This window comes from Ruegeria sp. BG5, assembly GCF_056538425.1.
In genome coordinates, this window is the sequence record NZ_JBQFTC010000001.1 from 1,321,502 (window position 1) to 1,337,556 (window position 16,055).

16 protein-coding genes are annotated in these 16,055 nt (G+C 60.7%); 4 read left to right on the forward strand and 12 right to left on the reverse strand.

The annotated features are described in order from the left end of the window. Nucleotides 1–14: 14 nt before the first annotated feature. The 8 genes from ACR0KX_RS06110 to ACR0KX_RS06145 form a co-directional block, all read right to left on the reverse strand. Nucleotides 15–1,277 carry a c-type cytochrome gene (locus tag ACR0KX_RS06110; protein WP_170621659.1) on the reverse strand — a complete coding sequence of 421 codons (1,263 nt, stop codon included), beginning with the start codon at nt 1,275–1,277 and terminating at the stop codon, nt 15–17. Further along, nucleotides 1,278–2,486, reverse strand: coding sequence for a formate dehydrogenase subunit gamma (locus ACR0KX_RS06115; protein ID WP_170621660.1), 1,209 nt, complete (start codon nt 2,484–2,486; stop codon nt 1,278–1,280). A gap of 70 nt (nt 2,487–2,556) precedes the next feature. After that, nucleotides 2,557–3,153: a formate dehydrogenase FDH3 subunit beta gene (gene fdh3B, locus ACR0KX_RS06120; protein WP_170621661.1), complete on the reverse strand. Its 597-nt coding sequence runs from the start codon at nt 3,151–3,153 to the stop codon at nt 2,557–2,559. Nucleotides 3,154–3,170: 17 nt separating this feature from the next. Continuing rightward, nucleotides 3,171–6,065 (reverse strand): formate dehydrogenase subunit alpha, encoded by a 2,895-nt coding sequence (locus ACR0KX_RS06125; protein WP_170451316.1) that lies wholly within the window; start codon nt 6,063–6,065, stop codon nt 3,171–3,173. Between the two features lie 132 nt (nt 6,066–6,197). Further along, nucleotides 6,198–6,386, reverse strand: a complete 189-nt coding sequence (locus ACR0KX_RS06130) for a twin-arginine translocation signal domain-containing protein (RefSeq protein ID WP_170621662.1) — start codon at nt 6,384–6,386, stop codon at nt 6,198–6,200. Nucleotides 6,387–6,447: 61 nt separating this feature from the next. Further along, nucleotides 6,448–7,059, reverse strand: coding sequence for a molecular chaperone TorD family protein (locus ACR0KX_RS06135; RefSeq protein WP_170451314.1), 612 nt, complete (start codon nt 7,057–7,059; stop codon nt 6,448–6,450). 3 nt (nt 7,060–7,062) lie between these two features. Continuing rightward, on the reverse strand, nt 7,063–7,632 hold the full coding sequence (locus ACR0KX_RS06140; RefSeq protein WP_170621663.1) for a DUF3306 domain-containing protein: 570 nt from the start codon (nt 7,630–7,632) through the stop codon (nt 7,063–7,065). Continuing rightward, nucleotides 7,629–8,183: a DUF3305 domain-containing protein gene (locus ACR0KX_RS06145; protein WP_170451312.1), complete on the reverse strand. Its 555-nt coding sequence runs from the start codon at nt 8,181–8,183 to the stop codon at nt 7,629–7,631. The genes ACR0KX_RS06140 and ACR0KX_RS06145 overlap by 4 nt, the downstream gene beginning before the upstream one ends. 263 nt (nt 8,184–8,446) lie before the next feature. Between ACR0KX_RS06145 and ACR0KX_RS06150 the strand changes: the two genes are divergently transcribed. Continuing rightward, entirely contained in the window at nt 8,447–10,402 is a 1,956-nt protein-coding gene (locus ACR0KX_RS06150) for a 4Fe-4S binding protein (RefSeq protein WP_170621664.1), read from the forward strand. On the opposite strand, the gene ACR0KX_RS06155 is transcribed toward ACR0KX_RS06150, so the two are convergent. Then, the gene (locus ACR0KX_RS06155) at nt 10,396–11,124 is read right to left on the reverse strand and encodes a hypothetical protein (protein ID WP_170621665.1); all 729 of its coding nucleotides are present in this window, start codon (nt 11,122–11,124) and stop codon (nt 10,396–10,398) included. The two genes, ACR0KX_RS06150 and ACR0KX_RS06155, sit on opposite strands and share 7 nt — an antisense overlap. Before the next feature lie 105 nt (nt 11,125–11,229). Between ACR0KX_RS06155 and ACR0KX_RS06160 the strand changes: the two genes are divergently transcribed. The 3 genes from ACR0KX_RS06160 to ACR0KX_RS06170 are packed head-to-tail and all read left to right on the forward strand — an operon-like array spanning nt 11,230 to nt 13,462. Continuing rightward, complete coding sequence (locus ACR0KX_RS06160) at nt 11,230–12,291, forward strand: Mrp/NBP35 family ATP-binding protein (protein ID WP_170621666.1); 1,062 nt, start codon at nt 11,230–11,232, stop codon at nt 12,289–12,291. Continuing rightward, nucleotides 12,288–12,983, forward strand: coding sequence for a biotin/lipoate--protein ligase family protein (locus ACR0KX_RS06165; protein ID WP_170621667.1), 696 nt, complete (start codon nt 12,288–12,290; stop codon nt 12,981–12,983). Before ACR0KX_RS06160 ends, ACR0KX_RS06165 begins: the two co-directional genes overlap by 4 nt. Then, nucleotides 12,983–13,462, forward strand: coding sequence for a DUF6505 family protein (locus ACR0KX_RS06170; RefSeq protein ID WP_480708080.1), 480 nt, complete (start codon nt 12,983–12,985; stop codon nt 13,460–13,462). The genes ACR0KX_RS06165 and ACR0KX_RS06170 overlap by 1 nt, the downstream gene beginning before the upstream one ends. On the opposite strand, the gene ACR0KX_RS06175 is transcribed toward ACR0KX_RS06170, so the two are convergent. The 3 genes from ACR0KX_RS06175 to ACR0KX_RS06185 all read right to left on the reverse strand — a co-directional run bounded on the left by ACR0KX_RS06175 (nt 13,459) and on the right by ACR0KX_RS06185 (nt 15,981). Then, a complete protein-coding gene (locus tag ACR0KX_RS06175) occupies nt 13,459–13,959 on the reverse strand; it encodes a flavin reductase family protein (RefSeq protein WP_170621669.1) in 501 nt (166 codons plus the stop codon). The genes ACR0KX_RS06170 and ACR0KX_RS06175 overlap by 4 nt on opposite strands. 88 nt (nt 13,960–14,047) lie before the next feature. Further along, nucleotides 14,048–15,460 (reverse strand): 3'-5' exonuclease, encoded by a 1,413-nt coding sequence (locus ACR0KX_RS06180; protein WP_480708082.1) that lies wholly within the window; start codon nt 15,458–15,460, stop codon nt 14,048–14,050. A gap of 2 nt (nt 15,461–15,462) precedes the next feature. Then, complete coding sequence (locus ACR0KX_RS06185) at nt 15,463–15,981, reverse strand: hypothetical protein (protein ID WP_480708084.1); 519 nt, start codon at nt 15,979–15,981, stop codon at nt 15,463–15,465. Between the last annotated feature and the right edge of the window lie 74 nt (nt 15,982–16,055).

Below are 16,055 nucleotides of genomic sequence, written 5' to 3' on the forward strand. Positions count from 1 at the left end.
GGTCCCCTCCGGGTTCAGTCCTGGTCAACCGTTGCGCGGCGCAGAAAGGCGATCAAATCGTCCCGGTCCTGTGCTTGGGTAATCCGCTGCATCGGCATCTTTGACCCTGGAATGTAGTGATCCGGCCCCTCGTCGAAAAGGGCATTTATCGTCTCATCATTCCAAATGATATCAGAGTCTTGCAAGGTTTCCGAGTAGAAATAGCCCGGCAAGGTTCCGGCCGGGCGACCGAACAGTCCATACAGCGTCGGACCGGCGCGTCGTTGCCCATCAGGTGTGAGGCTGTGGCAGATCGAGCATTTGCGGGCGAATTGGCGTTCGCCATTGCTCATTTCGTCTGGGTTTTTCAGAAAGCTTGGCTCGACAGCGGCCATTTGGTCCTGATCGCCAAGGGCTGAAACCGGCCAGCTATACATGGCGTCGTCGATGCCACCCGCGTGGATGTTCTGCCCGTCGGTGGAAAAGGCCAGCGCCCAGACCGGCCCGCGCAGGGTGGCGCGGAAGTCCTGCGCGATGCGCCATTCGGTCGTGTCGATCACCATGATGTAACCTTCGCCATCACCAACCGCCAGCAGGCTGCGGTCGGGGCTGAGGGCAAGGGCAAGGATCGGGCGGCGGTCGAGGGTGAAGTCTCGTTCTTCCCGCGTGGACAGGTCCAGAATGCGCGTGACGCCGTCAACCGCGCCATAGGCGATCCAGTTGTCCTGCGTGTTCAGGATCAATTCGTTGATGCCAAAGCCATGCTCGACCAACCGATCTGTTTCCTGACCGGTGGCAACATCCCAAAGCCGCAGAGCGCCATCGACCCCCGCAGAATAAAGATGCGCGCCATCTGGCGAAAAGGCCACTGCGTTCACACCGCTGCCGGTTGGTCCAAGCAAAACAGGGTCTGACCCGTCGACCGGCCAAAGCCCGATGGTGCCATCCCAACTGGCTGTGGCAACGTGGGTTTTCGAAGCTGCAAGCCCGACGATCTTGCCTTTGTGCTGGCCGACAATTGCACCGCCGGGCCAGCGACGCAGGGTGAAATCGTCCCCGGCGGAATAGATCGCGGTTCCGTTGAACACGACGCTGTTGACGGCGGCTTCGTGGCCTTCAAGCCATTCGGGGGATTTGCCCGACCATAGACCCACGGAATTGTCGAAACTGGCTGTCGCTATGCGCCCGTCAGGCGCGGTGGCGATCCCCATGATCGGGCCGCCATGACCTTTGAGCGTGAAGAACTCGGGCCAGGCGGGCAGGGGGACCAGCACCAGGGCCAGGATCAGCCCGCGCATCTATTCTGCGGGTGAAGCCGCTGCTTTACCGGCCTCTTTTTCCTGCACCTCTTCCAGCCACAGCGAGTGGTGCTCGCGCGCCCATTGCTCTTCGACCTCACCGGTTCCCATGGCATCGAATGCGCCCTCCATCCCGACCGAGCCGAGGTAGATATGGGCGATGATGATGGCAATGAAGACATAGGCCACCATAACGTGCCAGACCTGCGCATACTGCATCTCTTCCTGCGGTGCCATTTGTGTCGGCAGGTTCAGGCCTAATGCTTGCGGAATACCGGTGGCGTTTGCGACCGAGAAAGTCTTGGCAAACATCGGCAATTCAAACGGGAACAGCAGTGACAGGCCCGACAGGCTGATCGAGACGCCCAGCAGGATGCAGGCCCAGAAGATGATCTTTTGCCCGGCGTTGAATTTCTTGGCGGGCGGGTGAGAGCCTTTGGTGAACAGCCCACCTCCGGCAGCCAGCCATTTCAGGTCTGTGCGGTTTGGTATGTTGTGGGCGATCCAGTTCACGGTGACGATGATGAGCCCCAGCATAAAGGCCCACGCCAGGTTGTTGTGCAGCCATTTGCAGCCCTGGGCGATGGTCGCGAAGCCTTCCTTGCCGAAGATCGGGATCAGGAAGTCGCGCCCATAAAGCGTCAGCAGGCCGGTAAGGCCAAGGATCAGGAAGGACCCGGCAAACAGCCAATGCCCGAAGCGTTCAAAACTGGTGAAGCGCAGGACAGTCCGGCCGGTTTTCTCGCCATCGATGCGGATTTTTCCGCGGATCAGAAAGAACAAGACGATGATCGCAAGCATTCCTGCGATAATATAGCCGCCGTATTCGCGTAACGGTCCGGTGCGGAATTCCCACCACCACATGCCGCCGTCCTGTATCAGAACACTGTCGGCAGGCCCACGGGATGAGACGGTGACGTCTGCCGAACCAAAGCGCAACGCACGGTAGACATCGCTGTCCGATGACACGCCGCTTGGGCCAAACTGGCCCAGCAGACCCTCGACATTGCCCTGGCCGGTGTTTTCCGAACGATAGGCGTTATCCACCAGTTCGCCGCGCTGTCGAGCCAGAATATCCTCAAGCGTCGTCGCGCCGCCGGTCGAACTGCGCTCGGTCGTGGGGGCAGGTACTTCGGTCTCGTCGGATTGCGCAAGTGCGGCCTGCGCCAGTCCAATCGTAAGCAATAATGCGAAGAATAAGCGGAACATCTGAACCTCGGTCAAAATTCCAAAGCAGGCGACCCGCGCGGGCGGGTCACCTGAGTTTGATGCAGACGGTTTATCCGTCTTTCTGGTCGTAGGCCGTGCCCCAACCCCATGCGCCCGAACCAAACCCGCGCGCGACGACGCGCTCGCGGTAGATGGCCGAGACCACGTCACCGTCACCGGCAAGCAGGGCCTTGGTGGAACACATTTCGGCGCAGATGGGCAGTTTGCCCTCGGCGATCCGGTTGCGACCGTATTTGGCGAACTCTGCGTTCGAGTGCGTTTCCTCGGGACCGCCGGCACAGAAGGTACATTTGTCCATCTTGCCGCGCGATCCGAAGTTGCCCGCCTGTGGGTATTGCGGCGCGCCGAACGGGCACGCGTAGAAGCAATAACCACAGCCAATGCACAGGTCCTTGGAGTGCAGGACAACCCCTTCTTCGTTCTGATAGAAGCAGTCGACCGGGCACACCGCCATGCAGGGCGCATCCGAGCAATGCATACAGGCCACCGAGATCGAGCGTTCGCCCGGGTCACCGTCATTGATCGTCACCACCCTGCGGCGGTTCACGCCCCACGGCACCTCGTGTTCGTTCTTACAAGCGGTGACGCAGGCATTGCACTCGATGCAGCGTTCGGCGTCGCAGAGAAATTTTGCTCTTGCTGCCATTTTTCTCTTCTCCTCCCTTACGCTGACCAGATTTTGCAGAGAGTCGCTTTGGTCTCCTGCATCTGGGTCACTGAATCGTAGCCATAGGTCTGGGCGGTGTTGGTACTTTCACCCAGCACATATGGGTCTGCACCGGCGGGGTATTTGTGCCGCTGGTCCTCGCCCTGGAAATGGCCACCAAAGTGGAACGGCATGAAGGCCACACCGGCACCGACCCTGTTGGTCAGCATCGCCATCACCTTGACCTTGCCACCCTCAGGACCTTCGACCCAGACCTGTGATCCGTCACGAATGCCCAGGTTGTTGGCATCGCGGGGATTGATCTCGACGAACATGTCCTGCTGAAGCTCGGCCAGCCACGGGTTCGACCGTGTCTCATCACCGCCGCCTTCATATTCGACCAGACGACCTGACGTTAGGATTATCGGGTAATCCTTTGAAAAGTCGTTCTTTTGGATCGAAGCATAAAGGGTGGGCAGGCGATACGCGTGCCGGTCTTCGTAGGTCGGATAATCCTCCACCAGATCGCGCCGGTTGGTATAGAGCGGTTCGCGATGCAGCGGGATCGGATCCGGGAAGGTCCAGACAACCGCGCGGGCTTTGGCGTTCCCGAAGGGCGCACAGCCATGCTCGATCGCAACCCGCTGGATGCCGCCGGACAGGTCGGTTTTCCAGTTGGTCTCTGGTCCCGCAACGGCGTCGATGGCTGCGCGTTCCTCAGCCGTCAGATCGCCGTCCCAGCCGAGGTCCATCAGCATCTGCATCGTGAATTCGGGATAACCATCCTGAATTTCCGATCCAACGCTATAGACCCCTTCGGCCAGCAGGTTGTCACCATCGCGTTCCACCCCGAAACGAGCGCGGAAAGTCAGGCCACCTTCGGCCACCGGCTTGGACATATCATAGAGGTTCGGTGTCCCCGTATGACCCATCTCGGCCGTGCCCCAGCAGGGCCATGGCAGTCCGTAATACTCGCCGTCGTTTGGTCCACCAATGGCTTGCAGCGTGGTTCTGTCGAACGTGTGCTGGTTGGCCATGTGGCTTTTCAGACGTTCCGGCGACTGACCAGTATAGCCGATGGTCCAGAGGCCCGCGTTGAACTCACGCGTGATACTTTCAACGTTGGGGGTCTCGGCGTCCTCCATTTCGATATTGCGGAACAACCGATCCGCCCAGCCGAACTTATTGGCGAACTTGGCCATGATGACCTCATCCGGCAGACTTTCGAACAGCGGATCCACCACCTTATCGCGCCATTGCAGCGAGCGGTTCGAGGCCGTGACAGAACCACGGGTTTCGAACTGCGTACAGGCGGGCAGCAGGTAGACGCCATCGGTGCGGTCATGCAGCACGGCGGAAACGGTGGGATACGGGTCGATCACGACCAGCATGTCCAGCTTCTCCATCGCCGTCTTCATTTCCGTCATCCGGGTCTGCGAGTTGGGCGCGTGGCCCCACAGAACCATGGCGCGGACATTGTTGTCCTGATCCATGTTGGCCGGGTCTTCCAGAACACCGTCGATCCAGCGAGAGACCGGGATGCCGCGCTCATTCATCAGCGGCTTGTCCTTGCCTTCCTTGTCCTTGATCGTGGCGAACTGACCTTTCAGCCAATCCAGATCCTCACCCCAGACACGGCTCCAATGGCCCCATGCCCCTGCGGACAGGCCGTAATAGCCGGGCAGGGTGTGGGACAGAACACCAAGGTCCGTTGCGCCCTGCACGTTGTCATGGCCGCGGAAGATGTTGGTGCCACCCCCCGAAGTGCCCATGTTGCCAAGCGCAAGCTGCAGCACGCAATAGGCGCGGGTGTTGTTGTTGCCGTTGGTGTGCTGCGTCCCACCCATACACCAGATCACGGTGCCGGGGCGGTTGTTGACCATGGTCCGGGCAACGCGCTTGAGCTGCGAGCCGGGCACGCCGGTCACACGCTCGGTCTCTTCCGGGTTCCAGTTGGCAACCTCGGTGCGGATCTGATCCATACCCCAGACACGGGTGCGGATGAACTCTTTGTCCTCCCAACCATTGTCGAAGATGTGCCACAGGATACCCCAGATCAGCGCAACGTCTGTGCCGGGGCGGAACCGCACATATTCATCCGCATGCGCCGCGGTGCGCGTAAAGCGCGGGTCGCAGACGATCAGCGGGGCGTTGTTCTGCTCTTTCGCGCGCAGAACATGCAGCAGCGAGACGGGGTGCGCCTCGGCCGGGTTGCCGCCGATGATGAAGATGGCCCGTGAATTGTGGATGTCGTTATACGAATTGGTCATGGCGCCGTAGCCCCATGTATTCGCAACACCCGCAACGGTGGTTGAGTGGCAGATACGGGCCTGATGGTCCACGTTGTTCGTGCCCCAGTAGGCGGCGAACTTGCGGAACAGATAGGCCTGTTCGTTATTGTGCTTGGCCGAGCCCAGCCAGTACACGCTGTCCGGCCCGGATTCCTGACGGATGTTCATCATGCCGTCGCCGATCTCGTCGATCGCCTGTTCCCAGCTGATGCGCTTCCACTCGCCACCTTCCTTTTTCATCGGATATTTCAGGCGGCGTTCGCCATGGGCGTGCTCGCGGACCGAGGCCCCCTTGGCGCAATGTGCACCCAAGTTGAACGGGCTGTCCCAGCCGGGTTCCTGCCCGACCCAGACACCGTTCTGCACTTCGGCAACGACCGTACAGCCGACCGAACAGTGAGTGCATACGGATTTGATGTTTTCAACGGCTGTGTTTGCCGCTGTCTGGGCGCTGGCTGGCGTCACGGTTCCACCCGTGGCGCTGATCGCGGCAAGGCCGCCGATCGTCAGGCCCGAGCCACGCAGGAATGCGCGGCGATCGACGGTTTTCTCGCCGACCTGGGACAGGATACTTGTCCGCTGGGGGCGTCTCGCAACCCCGTTGGTCTTTTTCCTTAACATTGGTTTCCTCCCTTGCTGGCCATGTAAGCCATGGCTGGCTTGGTGCTGGTGATGCCGACGTCAGGGCCAATCGCAACCGTCAGTCGGGTGGTGAAAACGTCCGATCCTAGAACCGGGTGCTTTCATCGTCGCTCAAAAGCGCGTGCTTTCGAGATATGCGCGGGTGTGCGCGGTGTCCTGCATGCGGGTCTCATCCGTTGGCAGCTCGGCTGCTTCGGCCTGACCGCTCAGGCTGGCGGCGGCGACGGCAGCGGGTGCTGCGGTTCCGGCCAGTTTGAGGAAGTTGCGGCGCGTGGTGCCTTCTTCCTTGATCTTGCTCATGGGCTCCTCCTGTCCCAGTTGCGAACTAGCGCCAAACGGGGCGCTGACGAGTGACAGCGCATCACGCTGTCGTCATTCGGAAGGCCTCGCGTTCGATCTCCATGAACACCCGACCGGCTGTCCCGACCGAGGCATAGAGAACCGACGCTTCGGCGGCTTCCAAATCCGAATAGAAATGTGCGGCCCAGGGGCCGATATGTTTGTTCCAGAACGCTTTTTGGTCTTCCAGCGTGGCAGGCGCGCCAAAGCGGCCTACGATCATGCCCGCCATCATCTCCATCAGTGAGGCGATGTTGTCCTCGGGCTCGAACACATTCTGCGCCCGTGTGATCCCACGCGCGGCCATGTCGTTGCGAAGCTGCGCGAGGGGTTTTTCGTTCAGGAACCCGGTCAGGTAGAAACTTGCGTAAGGCAGCAATTCTCCACGACCCAGCCCAATGAACAGCGCGTTGAACTCACGCTCGGCGGCAGCGGGTTTGGTGACTTTTGCCACCCGCGCCATCGCCTGAATGGCCTGACCCAGATCGGTGTCGTCGCCGCTTAGGCCCGCCATCTGATCCAAAAGCAACTGATCGGGCGGGCCAGCCAGCAGCAGACCCAGAAAGTTGTAGAAATCCGCGCGAAGCCGATCTTCGGCTGAGATGTCTATGGTCTGCGCGTTATCTGCGGTCATGCGTTATCCTTCGAATTCAAATCTCATACGGCGCGGGGAAGGGGGCAGTTCAGCCTCTTCCGGCTCGTGGGCTGCGGCTACCGAAACGGGTTCAGGAGGGGCTTGATCCAAAGCCGGTTCCTGTTCGATCACAGGTGGCTCAGCCAGGTCTTGGGGCGTTTCTTCCTCTGCCTCAGCAGCTAGTGCTTCAACATGCGCCAGCATGCCTTTGCCAACCTGATACGCTGTCTGGAGGTTCTCGATCACGCAGGCGGCGTCCGTGTAATCCTCGCCGTAATCGACCAGCCCATCCACATTGGCCAGCACCGGGTTCAGCCGCCACAACCGACGTAGCGCCCGACGACGCAGCCGGTCCGGCACCGCCTTGGCCATGAAGCCCGAGACATCGTCGCCCGCCTGCAACTGATCCGGGTCGGGCAGGTTGAACTCGGCCAAAATTTCTGCGTCGGCCTTTTCTTCCAGTTCGGTGTGCTGTGCTGCGATAGCCTGTTCTTCCGCCGCAATCACTTCGGCCTTGGCTTCGGCCTGAACGGCAGCTTTGCGGCGGGACCAGAAATCGCGGGCTTGGGTCATTGCACAACCCTCCGCGGGGCGCGGTAGACGTCCGAGTCCTGCCGGATCCGCGCATCGCCCTTGCCGTCCTCAATCAGATCGGTCCGTTTCTTGTCGCGACGGCGTTTGACGAAAACCTCATCGCGGTGGTGCTCAAGGGTAAAGTCCCGCATCCAGGCAATCAGGCCATCGGTCATCGGGATTTTTTCGACGATCTCTTCGCCGGTATCGGCGTAATCCTGACCTTCGAAGGGCGAGGCGGTGATCAGCACCGCATCCATCGGGCGTTTCCCGTCCAAAGCATCGCGCAGAACCAGATAGATCGAAGGCTGACCGTCAGACAGGTTGACCATGTAAGCCTCGGTCTCATCTGCCCACAAGGTCAGGGGCAGGGTGGCGGCGTGATATTCGACCGCTTCGCCTTCGCGCCGCAACTCCAGCCAATCGGCCGGGCCCGCTCCGGGCAGCGCCGCGACAGCGCGCCAGTTCCACTTGGCCCAGCGGGTCACACCGGGTGTTTTGCGCACAACGACGCCAACAGGCATTTCGATACGGCTTGCGGCCTTGGCCACTGGCTCCTCCCCGTAAGGCTCTCCCCTGCCTTACCTAGCGTCTACTATGGTACACATAGCGCTATCATGCCAAGTCTCAATGACGTAAAAACAGGCGTGATCACCTAGAATTTAACATGTGAAATTCCGACCGATTCAGTCGGAAAACAAGGGGATTTACGTTTTATCCAACAACTTGCCGCTGCCTGGGCGCAGGGGCTGGATTACTAGCGGCAGGATACCATCTAATGTAGACAAGTAAGGAAGCTGTCCGGGGGAGGGACATGGCCACCAAACTCATCCTATGTGACTGCGAAGGGTCACAGCCCGTTGACGCCGACCGGATAGGCTCTGCCTGCGATGTCGAGTGTTCCAGAACCCACACAGCCCTGTGCACCCGCGAGCTTGGCGTGGTGGCCGAGTTCATGAAAGGCGATGATCCGGTTCTGATCGCCTGCGGGCAAGAGCAGGAAGTGTTCCGCGATCTGGCCGAGGACCTCGACGTCGATTTGCCCGCCTTCGTCGATTTGAGGGACCGCGCCGGTTGGTCGGATCAGGCCCGGGACGCCGCACCCAAGATGGCCGCGTTGGCCGCCGAGGCGTTGGTGCCCTTGCCAATCTCACCCAGCGTGGATGTGATCAGCGAAGGGACGTGCTGCATCATTGGCCCCGCCGAGGCTGCGTTTGAATTGGCGGAACGTCTGTCCGGTACCTTGGCGGTCACGGTTTTAACGTCCGAGGACAGTGTTCCCTTCAGCCGCGCTTTTGATGTGGTGCGCGGGCAGGTGCGTTCGGTCACTGGTGCCTTGGGGGGATTCTCGCTGCAGATCGATCAGGTTCAGCAGGTCGAACCGGGTGGTCGCGGGGCCTTCACATGGTCAGCCCCCCGCGATGGTGCGAAATCCGCATGCGATATCCTGATTGATCTGACCGGCGGGACGGCCTTGGTTCAGTCCCCGACCAAGCGCGAAGGGTATCTGCGCGCTGACCCGCGCGATCCGGTGGCGGTTGCCCGTCTGGCCTTTGATGCCGCGCAGTTGGTGGGGACGTTCGAAAAGCCGCTATATGTCCGGTTGGAAGAAACCCTGTGTGCTCATTCCCGCGCCGAACAAGTTGCGTGCACCAATTGCCTCGACATCTGCCCGACTGGCGCAATCACCCCGGCGGGTGAGCATGTTGCGATTGACCCGATGATCTGCGCGGGTTGCGGGGCGTGCGCCGCCCTGTGCCCCTCGACCGCGATTACTTATGAGGACCCGCCCGTGTCGGCGATCCTGTCCCGGATGCATGTTCTGGCCCGCACTTACCGCCGGGCCGGAGGTGCAGCGCCGCGCCTGCTGGTGCATGATGCCCACGGGGCCGAAATGATCCGTCTGGCCGCGCGCTTTGGCCGGGGTCTGCCCGCCGACGTGATCCCGATAGAGTTGAGCGTGATTTCAGGGTTTGGCCATGCCGAAATGCTGGCCGCCCTGGCCCATGGCTTTGCGCGGGTCGATATACTGCTTGCCCCCACAACCGAACGGGATGCGCTGGACCAAGAGCTTGAACTGGCGAAAGCCATAGCCGGAGATGGCGCATTGGGGTTAATAGATGAGGCCGACCCGGACACCGTGTCGGATCAGCTTTACGCGCAAGAGGTTCCGATACCGCTGGCCGATCCGGTTCTGCCCTTGGGCAACCGTCGGCAAATCACCCGGTTGGCTGCGCAGGCCCTGAACCCAAAAACCGATGCGTCTTTGGCACTGCCGGAAGGTGCGCCATATGGGGCAGTTGCGGTGAACACCGACGCCTGCACCTTATGTCTTAGCTGTGTGTCGCTCTGCCCATCGGGGGCATTGATCGACAACCCGGACAACCCGCAACTGAACTTCCAGCAGGACGCCTGCCTGCAATGCGGCCTTTGCCGGAATATCTGCCCGGAAGATGCAATTACATTGGTGCCGCAACTTGACCTGAGCGATGCGGCCCTGTCCCAGCAGGTGTTGAACGAAGAAGAGCCGTTTGCCTGCGTGGAATGCGGCGCGTTGTTCGGAGTAAAATCAACGGTCGAGCGCATCATGGAGAAACTTTCAGGCACGCATCCGATGTTTGCCTCGTCCGAGCAGGCGCGGATGATCCAGATGTGTGACAATTGCCGGGTGAATGCGCAGTTCAAAATCCAGGACAATCCGTTCCAGTCCAATCCGAAACCTCGGGTGGTCACGACGGACGACTATTTCTCAAAACGGAAGGATCATTGATGCTGCAGCGGCGCGCCCAGATCCGCCGCATCGATGACCGAGACAAAGGCAAGGATGGCCTCAAGATCGTCCAGCGTCATTTCAACCGGATGAATGGGCGAGGGGCGCGACGGGTCGAACGGCGGCGTCAGCCCGTCTATCTGCGTGAAAGCCGGGTGCGGGTTCAGCGCAAAGAAGGCCTGAAACCGTTCGGACCAGTCGGGCAGGGTGCGCAACACCGCAAAAGACGGGGTCGAGCCCAGACCGTTCATCCGGTTCTGAGGGCCGATCACATGGCACCTGCCACAATGGGTCATCGACAGTTCCTCGCCCAATGCAGTGTCACCATCGGTGGTCGGGGTGTCGTCGGTAGTGACGACTTCGAAACTGGCGCTGAACGGCGCGCCTTGATCCGGTGCAAAACTCTCGACCGTGCGCTTGCCGGTATCCGACAGCAGCCACTCGCGGAACCGGGACTGGCGCGGGTCGTCCTGAATGCTCAGATGATAGATCACCGCGTTGCGGGCAAAGACCGGATCGCCGTCGGGTTCAGCCGACAACGTCATAACACCGTCTTCTGCGGCAATAACGCGTATCCCGGTCTTGAGTGAAAAGCGCGGAAGAATATGTTGCAAAAGGCCCGTGTCTGAAACCTCGGGCGGGGCGGCAAGGCCGATGGCCTCTTGCGACCCGGAAGGGGTGGCGGTGAGCGTCAGGCTGAGGCACAACAGGACAAAGCGCATGGCCAAACCTAACGGCCAATTGGCAAATGCGTCAAATGAACGAAGAAAGACGGAGACACATGCAATGAAAAGCAACCATGCGATGCAGGGTAAGGGGATGAAGGCATGAGTGTCCGTGACGCGGTTCTTGCAAACCTGAAAAAGATCACCGACCCGGTGTCCGGTCAGGATATCGTCAGCGCCGGTGTCGTGCGCGCGCTGAATGTCGAAGGTGACACCGTGCGGTTTGTGCTCGAGATCGATCCCAAGCAGGCCGAACGCATGGAACCTGTGCGCGCCGCTGCCGAACAGGCCGCGCAGATGGTGGACGGTGTCGCCAAGGTCTCGGCCATGTTGACCGCGCATTCCGACAAGGCCCCGCCGGATCTGAAGCCCAAGCCCAAACCCTCGCAAACCGGGCCGCAGGCGGTTCCGGGTGTGGATCGGATCATCGCCGTTGCCTCGGGCAAGGGTGGGGTGGGTAAGTCCACCGTCTCGGCCAACCTCGCCTGTGCCTTGGCCGCCGAGGGTCGGCGCGTGGGTCTGCTGGATGCGGATGTCTACGGCCCATCGCAGCCCCGGATGCTGGGTGTCTCGGGTCGGCCCGCCAGCCCGGATGGCAAGACGATCCTGCCGCTGCGCAACCATGGCGTCACCATGATGTCGATGGGTCTGATGACCAACGAAGGGCAGGCGGTTGTCTGGCGTGGCCCAATGCTGATGGGCGCGCTGCAACAGATGATGAGCCAGGTGCAATGGGGTGCGTTGGACGTGCTGATCGTCGATCTGCCACCCGGCACTGGCGACGTGCAACTGACGCTGAGCCAGAAGTTCCAGGTGGACGGCGCCATTGTCGTCTCGACCCCGCAAGATGTGGCCCTGATCGACGCCCGCAAGGGGATCGACATGTTCAATCAGCTCAAAACGCCCATCGTCGGTATGATCGAGAACATGTCGACCCATATCTGTTCCAATTGCGGGCATGAGGAACATATCTTTGGCCATGGTGGTGTCACCGCAGAGGCCGAGGCGCTGGGCGTCCCGCTGCTGGGTGAAATTCCGCTGCATCTGGACATCCGTTTGGCCGCTGACGGAGGTGCGCCCATCGTCGTCACCAAACCCGACAGCCCGCAGGCCGAAGCGTTCCGGAAGATCGCCCGCGACATGATTGCCAAGGGTAACGCATGACCGAACCGGTCTTCCCTCCGCTGCTGACGGGCCATCCTGCGCAGGGCGGGGAAGACCCGTTTGAGAAGGCGCAGGCCATGGCGGCACTGGGCTGTGATGCGGGGTCGGTGGTCTACAACATTCAGGCCGACCGCCTGCGCGTGGCCATCGTCTTCGCGCCTGAGGTGCCATTGCAGGATGCCATGGCGATGCTGCCGCTGTGCGCTGTGGGGTTCCAGAATGCGCTGGGCGCGCTGGCTCCGCCCGAAGTGGCCGTGCATCTTGGTTGGGACGGGCTGATCTGCGTGAATGGCGCGAAATGTGGACAGTTCCACGTCGCAGCCTCGACCACAGACCCGGATCAGATGCCCGACTGGCTGGTGATCGGTTGGGAACTGGCGCTGCTGCAAACCAGCGATGCGCCGGGGAATACCCCGGACATCACCGCGCTGTATGACGAAGGCTGCGCCGACGTATCTGCGACCCAACTGGTGGAAAGCTGGTCACGGCACATGCTGACATGGCTCAACCGCTGGCAAGAGGACGGCAACGCGCCATTGCACGGCGAATGGCTGGGTCTTCTGCGTGGCGTCGGGGAACCGCTGGCCGACCGGGGCGTCTTTCTGGGCACGGATGAGCGGTTCGGTATGCTGATCCGGGACGGCGATGACACCCAGTTGCGCCCGCTGACAGAATTATTGGAGACGACCTGATGAAACTCGCCCGTGCGATCCATTTCGATGAAAGCGACATGAATGTGTTTCATTCCCCTGCGCGGACCGGAGAATGGTGCATCTCAGGCGGGTTCGAATTCTCGAACTGGGGGCAGGGCGATTTGGAAGGGAAATCCCGGCAGGCCTACGCCAATGGCTGGTTGGGGTTAGAGACCTTCGGGCGCGTGACATTTGTTGCGGTGACCCAGATCGAAGCGGCCGAAAAAGATCAGATCATCCAAAACCTGGCCGAACATTTCGTGCAATTCTACGGCGCGCCATCGGTCGAGGATGCGCTGGGCGTGGCGCAGGCGGAAATCGAGCATATGTCGGAACTGTGCGATGAGCACGCGCCGAACACCCTGCTGACCGTGGCGCGTGAGCTGACCGAAAGCGGCGTGCACGAGGCGTTCCGCGTGATCACGCCGCAAGAAACCCAGCTAGAGGCGCTGGCGGTTCATGGGTCGCTAGACGATTAAACGTTGTCGACAAAGCCGCCGAACTGACCGCGCTTGAAGATCAGGCCCTTGCCGGTGCGGTACATCACCTGTTCCACCTGACCGACAAGGATTAGATGATCCCCGGCCTCGTGTTTGGCATGAAGCTGGCAGTCGAAGCGGGCCAGACACTCGGCCAGTTGTGGGCGACCGGCTGCATCCAGTTCCCATTTGGCATGAGAGAAATCGGTGCCGTCGCGCGCGAATTTCAGCGCGGCATCCTGCTGTTCCTGTGCCATGACGTGGATTGCATAGTGCTGGCACCCGTTGAAGGCGTTGAAACGGTATGAATCCTTGGCAAGACACCACAGCACCAAAGGCGGATCCAGCGAGACCGAGGCAAAAGAGTTCACGGTGATCGCCCGCGGGCCGTTTTCCGTGTGCGTGGTTACGACCGTGACACCCGTTCCGAAGCAGCCCAATGCCTCGCGAAAGGCGGTGCTTTGTTCGGGGCTGGGGGTGAATGTGTTTTCGGTCATTGCACGCTCTTGGTTCCGGCGCGCCTGAGGTGCCACGCGCCATCTGGTTTGTCCATCAAAAGCTTAATGTCGCGCGCATATTTCCCGATCAGTTGAGGTCTTCCAGAAGACGCCCATGTTTGCGTGTCTCGGCAATAACCGCGCCAAACGTGGTCATCTGCCTTGCCTGCAACATCGGCAGCATCCTGACCAAGGCCTCGGCCGTTGCGACGGCGTCCCCAAGGGCGGTGTGGCGCAGCGCCTCGGGGATGGTGACGTCCAGCCGGTCACACACAGCGTCCAGCGTATGCGTTTCGCTGGCCCCAAACAGGACCGCCGACAGCAGAACGGTGTCCAGAATGGGGTGATCCCATTCGACATCCATGCGTTTCGCATGACGGCGCAAAAAGGCCATGTCGAACGGCGCGTTATGCGCCACGATCACGGCGTCGCGGGCGAATTGATGAAACACCCGTCCGGCCTGCGCGATATCCGGCGCGCCCTGAACCATGTGGTCGCTGACCTTGTGCACTTTGGTCGAGGCTGCGGGGATCGGGATGCCCGGATCGACCAGCATGTCCAACTGCTCACCCTCAACGATGCGCCCTTTGATGACACGCACTGCGCCGATCTGAACGATTTCATCCTTGTGCGGCAAAAGGCCGGTGGTTTCGGTATCAAAGACGACGAAGCACAAATCCGACAGGGCGCGCTGCTCGAACGATTCCTCTGCAGCCGTGGTCAGCAGGTCGAAGTCATAAACCAGGGGGCGGGCGGCCTCAGGCGCAATCCGCGCGGCGCTGTCGCCGAAGATCAGCATATAGCCCGGCGCATCACCCAAAGGCTTCATACGAGCCTGATAGCTTTGATTGCCGTCAATGCTGATCAGGGTGCATTCGACATCCATGCCGGTCTTGGTCAATCGGGCATAAGCTTTCTCAAGCGGCTCGGGATTGAGGTATTCGAACAGGGACGCGTTGAGGCGTGGGTGTGCGATCTGCGCCAAAACCTCTGCCGCCTGCGCGTCATAAAGAACGATCTTGTGCGATGGGCTGGACAGCAGCATGGCCACCGGAATCTCGGTCAACAACGCGGTCAGGCGTTGCTTTTCCGCGGCCAGATTGGCGGTTTCGGCGGCGACCGCCTCGGCGATGTTCAGGGTTTTGTCGGATAGCTGATCCGCCAATCCCGCAGCGGCAGGGGCCAGATCACCCAGATATTTCGCCGCATCAACATCCATATCGGTGCTGACGCCGGCATGCGCGCGGGCCCGTAATTCAGCCGAGAGGCGCTCAATGGGCTTGGCGACGTTGTCGTCGAACAACAGCCAAACCCCCGCGACAAGCGCCAGCAATCCAAACCCGATCAACAGGCCCGAGAAGACAAAGGCATCCAACAATTCCGGCATGTCTGCGCGGGCATAGCTGACCCACAGCGCAACGGTGCTGACGGCCACCCCGCCAGCGGCAAGAAGGCAGAAGAACAGAAAAATCCGGATCCGAAGGCTGAGGCGGGTCAGCATGGTTACACTCCGCAGGTTGCCTCGATAATCGGGTCGCCGGTCTCGGCTGTGATCCAGTCGGCGTTCAGCAACTGACCGTCATCGCCAAATTCGGCCCCATCCGCCAGGCTCGCACGGCGATTTTCGGCGCAATTCACTGCGACGGGCAGTTTGGAGACCGGCGACCACCGGCCGAAGAAATACAGATCGACCAGACGCTGATCTGGTAACTGATCGTTGGTCTTCACGGAAACCGTATCTATCGCGGCGAACCGATCTACAAAGGGCACCGCATAGGTCCAGGGACGATAAAACGCGCGGCTTTCGACCTCTTGGATCACCGCCAGACTGTCGGGCAGAGTGTCTCGGGTGCGATCATACCAGGAATACTCGCTGGCGATCGTCATCCCGATCATCCCCAAACCTGCCGCGACCGGAGTGGCCCAACGCGGCAACAGCCCGCCCGTCAGTTTGTTCAGCACCATCACGATCCCGGCGAATGCAAAACCCGCGAATATTGTGCCGATCAATTCCAGAAACATGCGGTTCCTCCAGTTTTCGGGCGCGACACGCCCCTTCTTCTCGTTCCAAATACGGTCGCCGAAGGCGATCCCTT

Coding starts and splice junctions, on each gene's coding strand:
- ACR0KX_RS06135 (WP_170451314.1), bottom strand. CDS start 7,059: ATGACCGCAGATAACGCGCAGACCATAGACATCTCAGCCGAAGATCGG.
- ACR0KX_RS06175 (WP_170621669.1), bottom strand. CDS start 13,959: ATGACCGAAAACACATTCACCCCCAGCCCCGAACAAAGCACCGCCTTT.
- ACR0KX_RS06160 (WP_170621666.1), top strand. CDS start 11,230: ATGAGTGTCCGTGACGCGGTTCTTGCAAACCTGAAAAAGATCACCGAC.
- ACR0KX_RS06170 (WP_480708080.1), top strand. CDS start 12,983: ATGAAACTCGCCCGTGCGATCCATTTCGATGAAAGCGACATGAATGTG.
- fdh3B (WP_170621661.1), bottom strand. CDS start 3,153: ATGGCAGCAAGAGCAAAATTTCTCTGCGACGCCGAACGCTGCATCGAG.
- ACR0KX_RS06185 (WP_480708084.1), bottom strand. CDS start 15,981: ATGTTTCTGGAATTGATCGGCACAATATTCGCGGGTTTTGCATTCGCC.
- ACR0KX_RS06125 (WP_170451316.1), bottom strand. CDS start 6,065: ATGTTAAGGAAAAAGACCAACGGGGTTGCGAGACGCCCCCAGCGGACA.
- ACR0KX_RS06180 (WP_480708082.1), bottom strand. CDS start 15,460: ATGCTGACCCGCCTCAGCCTTCGGATCCGGATTTTTCTGTTCTTCTGC.
- ACR0KX_RS06165 (WP_170621667.1), top strand. CDS start 12,288: ATGACCGAACCGGTCTTCCCTCCGCTGCTGACGGGCCATCCTGCGCAG.
- ACR0KX_RS06115 (WP_170621660.1), bottom strand. CDS start 2,486: ATGTTCCGCTTATTCTTCGCATTATTGCTTACGATTGGACTGGCGCAG.
- ACR0KX_RS06130 (WP_170621662.1), bottom strand. CDS start 6,386: ATGAGCAAGATCAAGGAAGAAGGCACCACGCGCCGCAACTTCCTCAAA.
- ACR0KX_RS06150 (WP_170621664.1), top strand. CDS start 8,447: ATGGCCACCAAACTCATCCTATGTGACTGCGAAGGGTCACAGCCCGTT.
- ACR0KX_RS06110 (WP_170621659.1), bottom strand. CDS start 1,277: ATGCGCGGGCTGATCCTGGCCCTGGTGCTGGTCCCCCTGCCCGCCTGG.
- ACR0KX_RS06140 (WP_170621663.1), bottom strand. CDS start 7,632: ATGACCCAAGCCCGCGATTTCTGGTCCCGCCGCAAAGCTGCCGTTCAG.
- ACR0KX_RS06155 (WP_170621665.1), bottom strand. CDS start 11,124: ATGCGCTTTGTCCTGTTGTGCCTCAGCCTGACGCTCACCGCCACCCCT.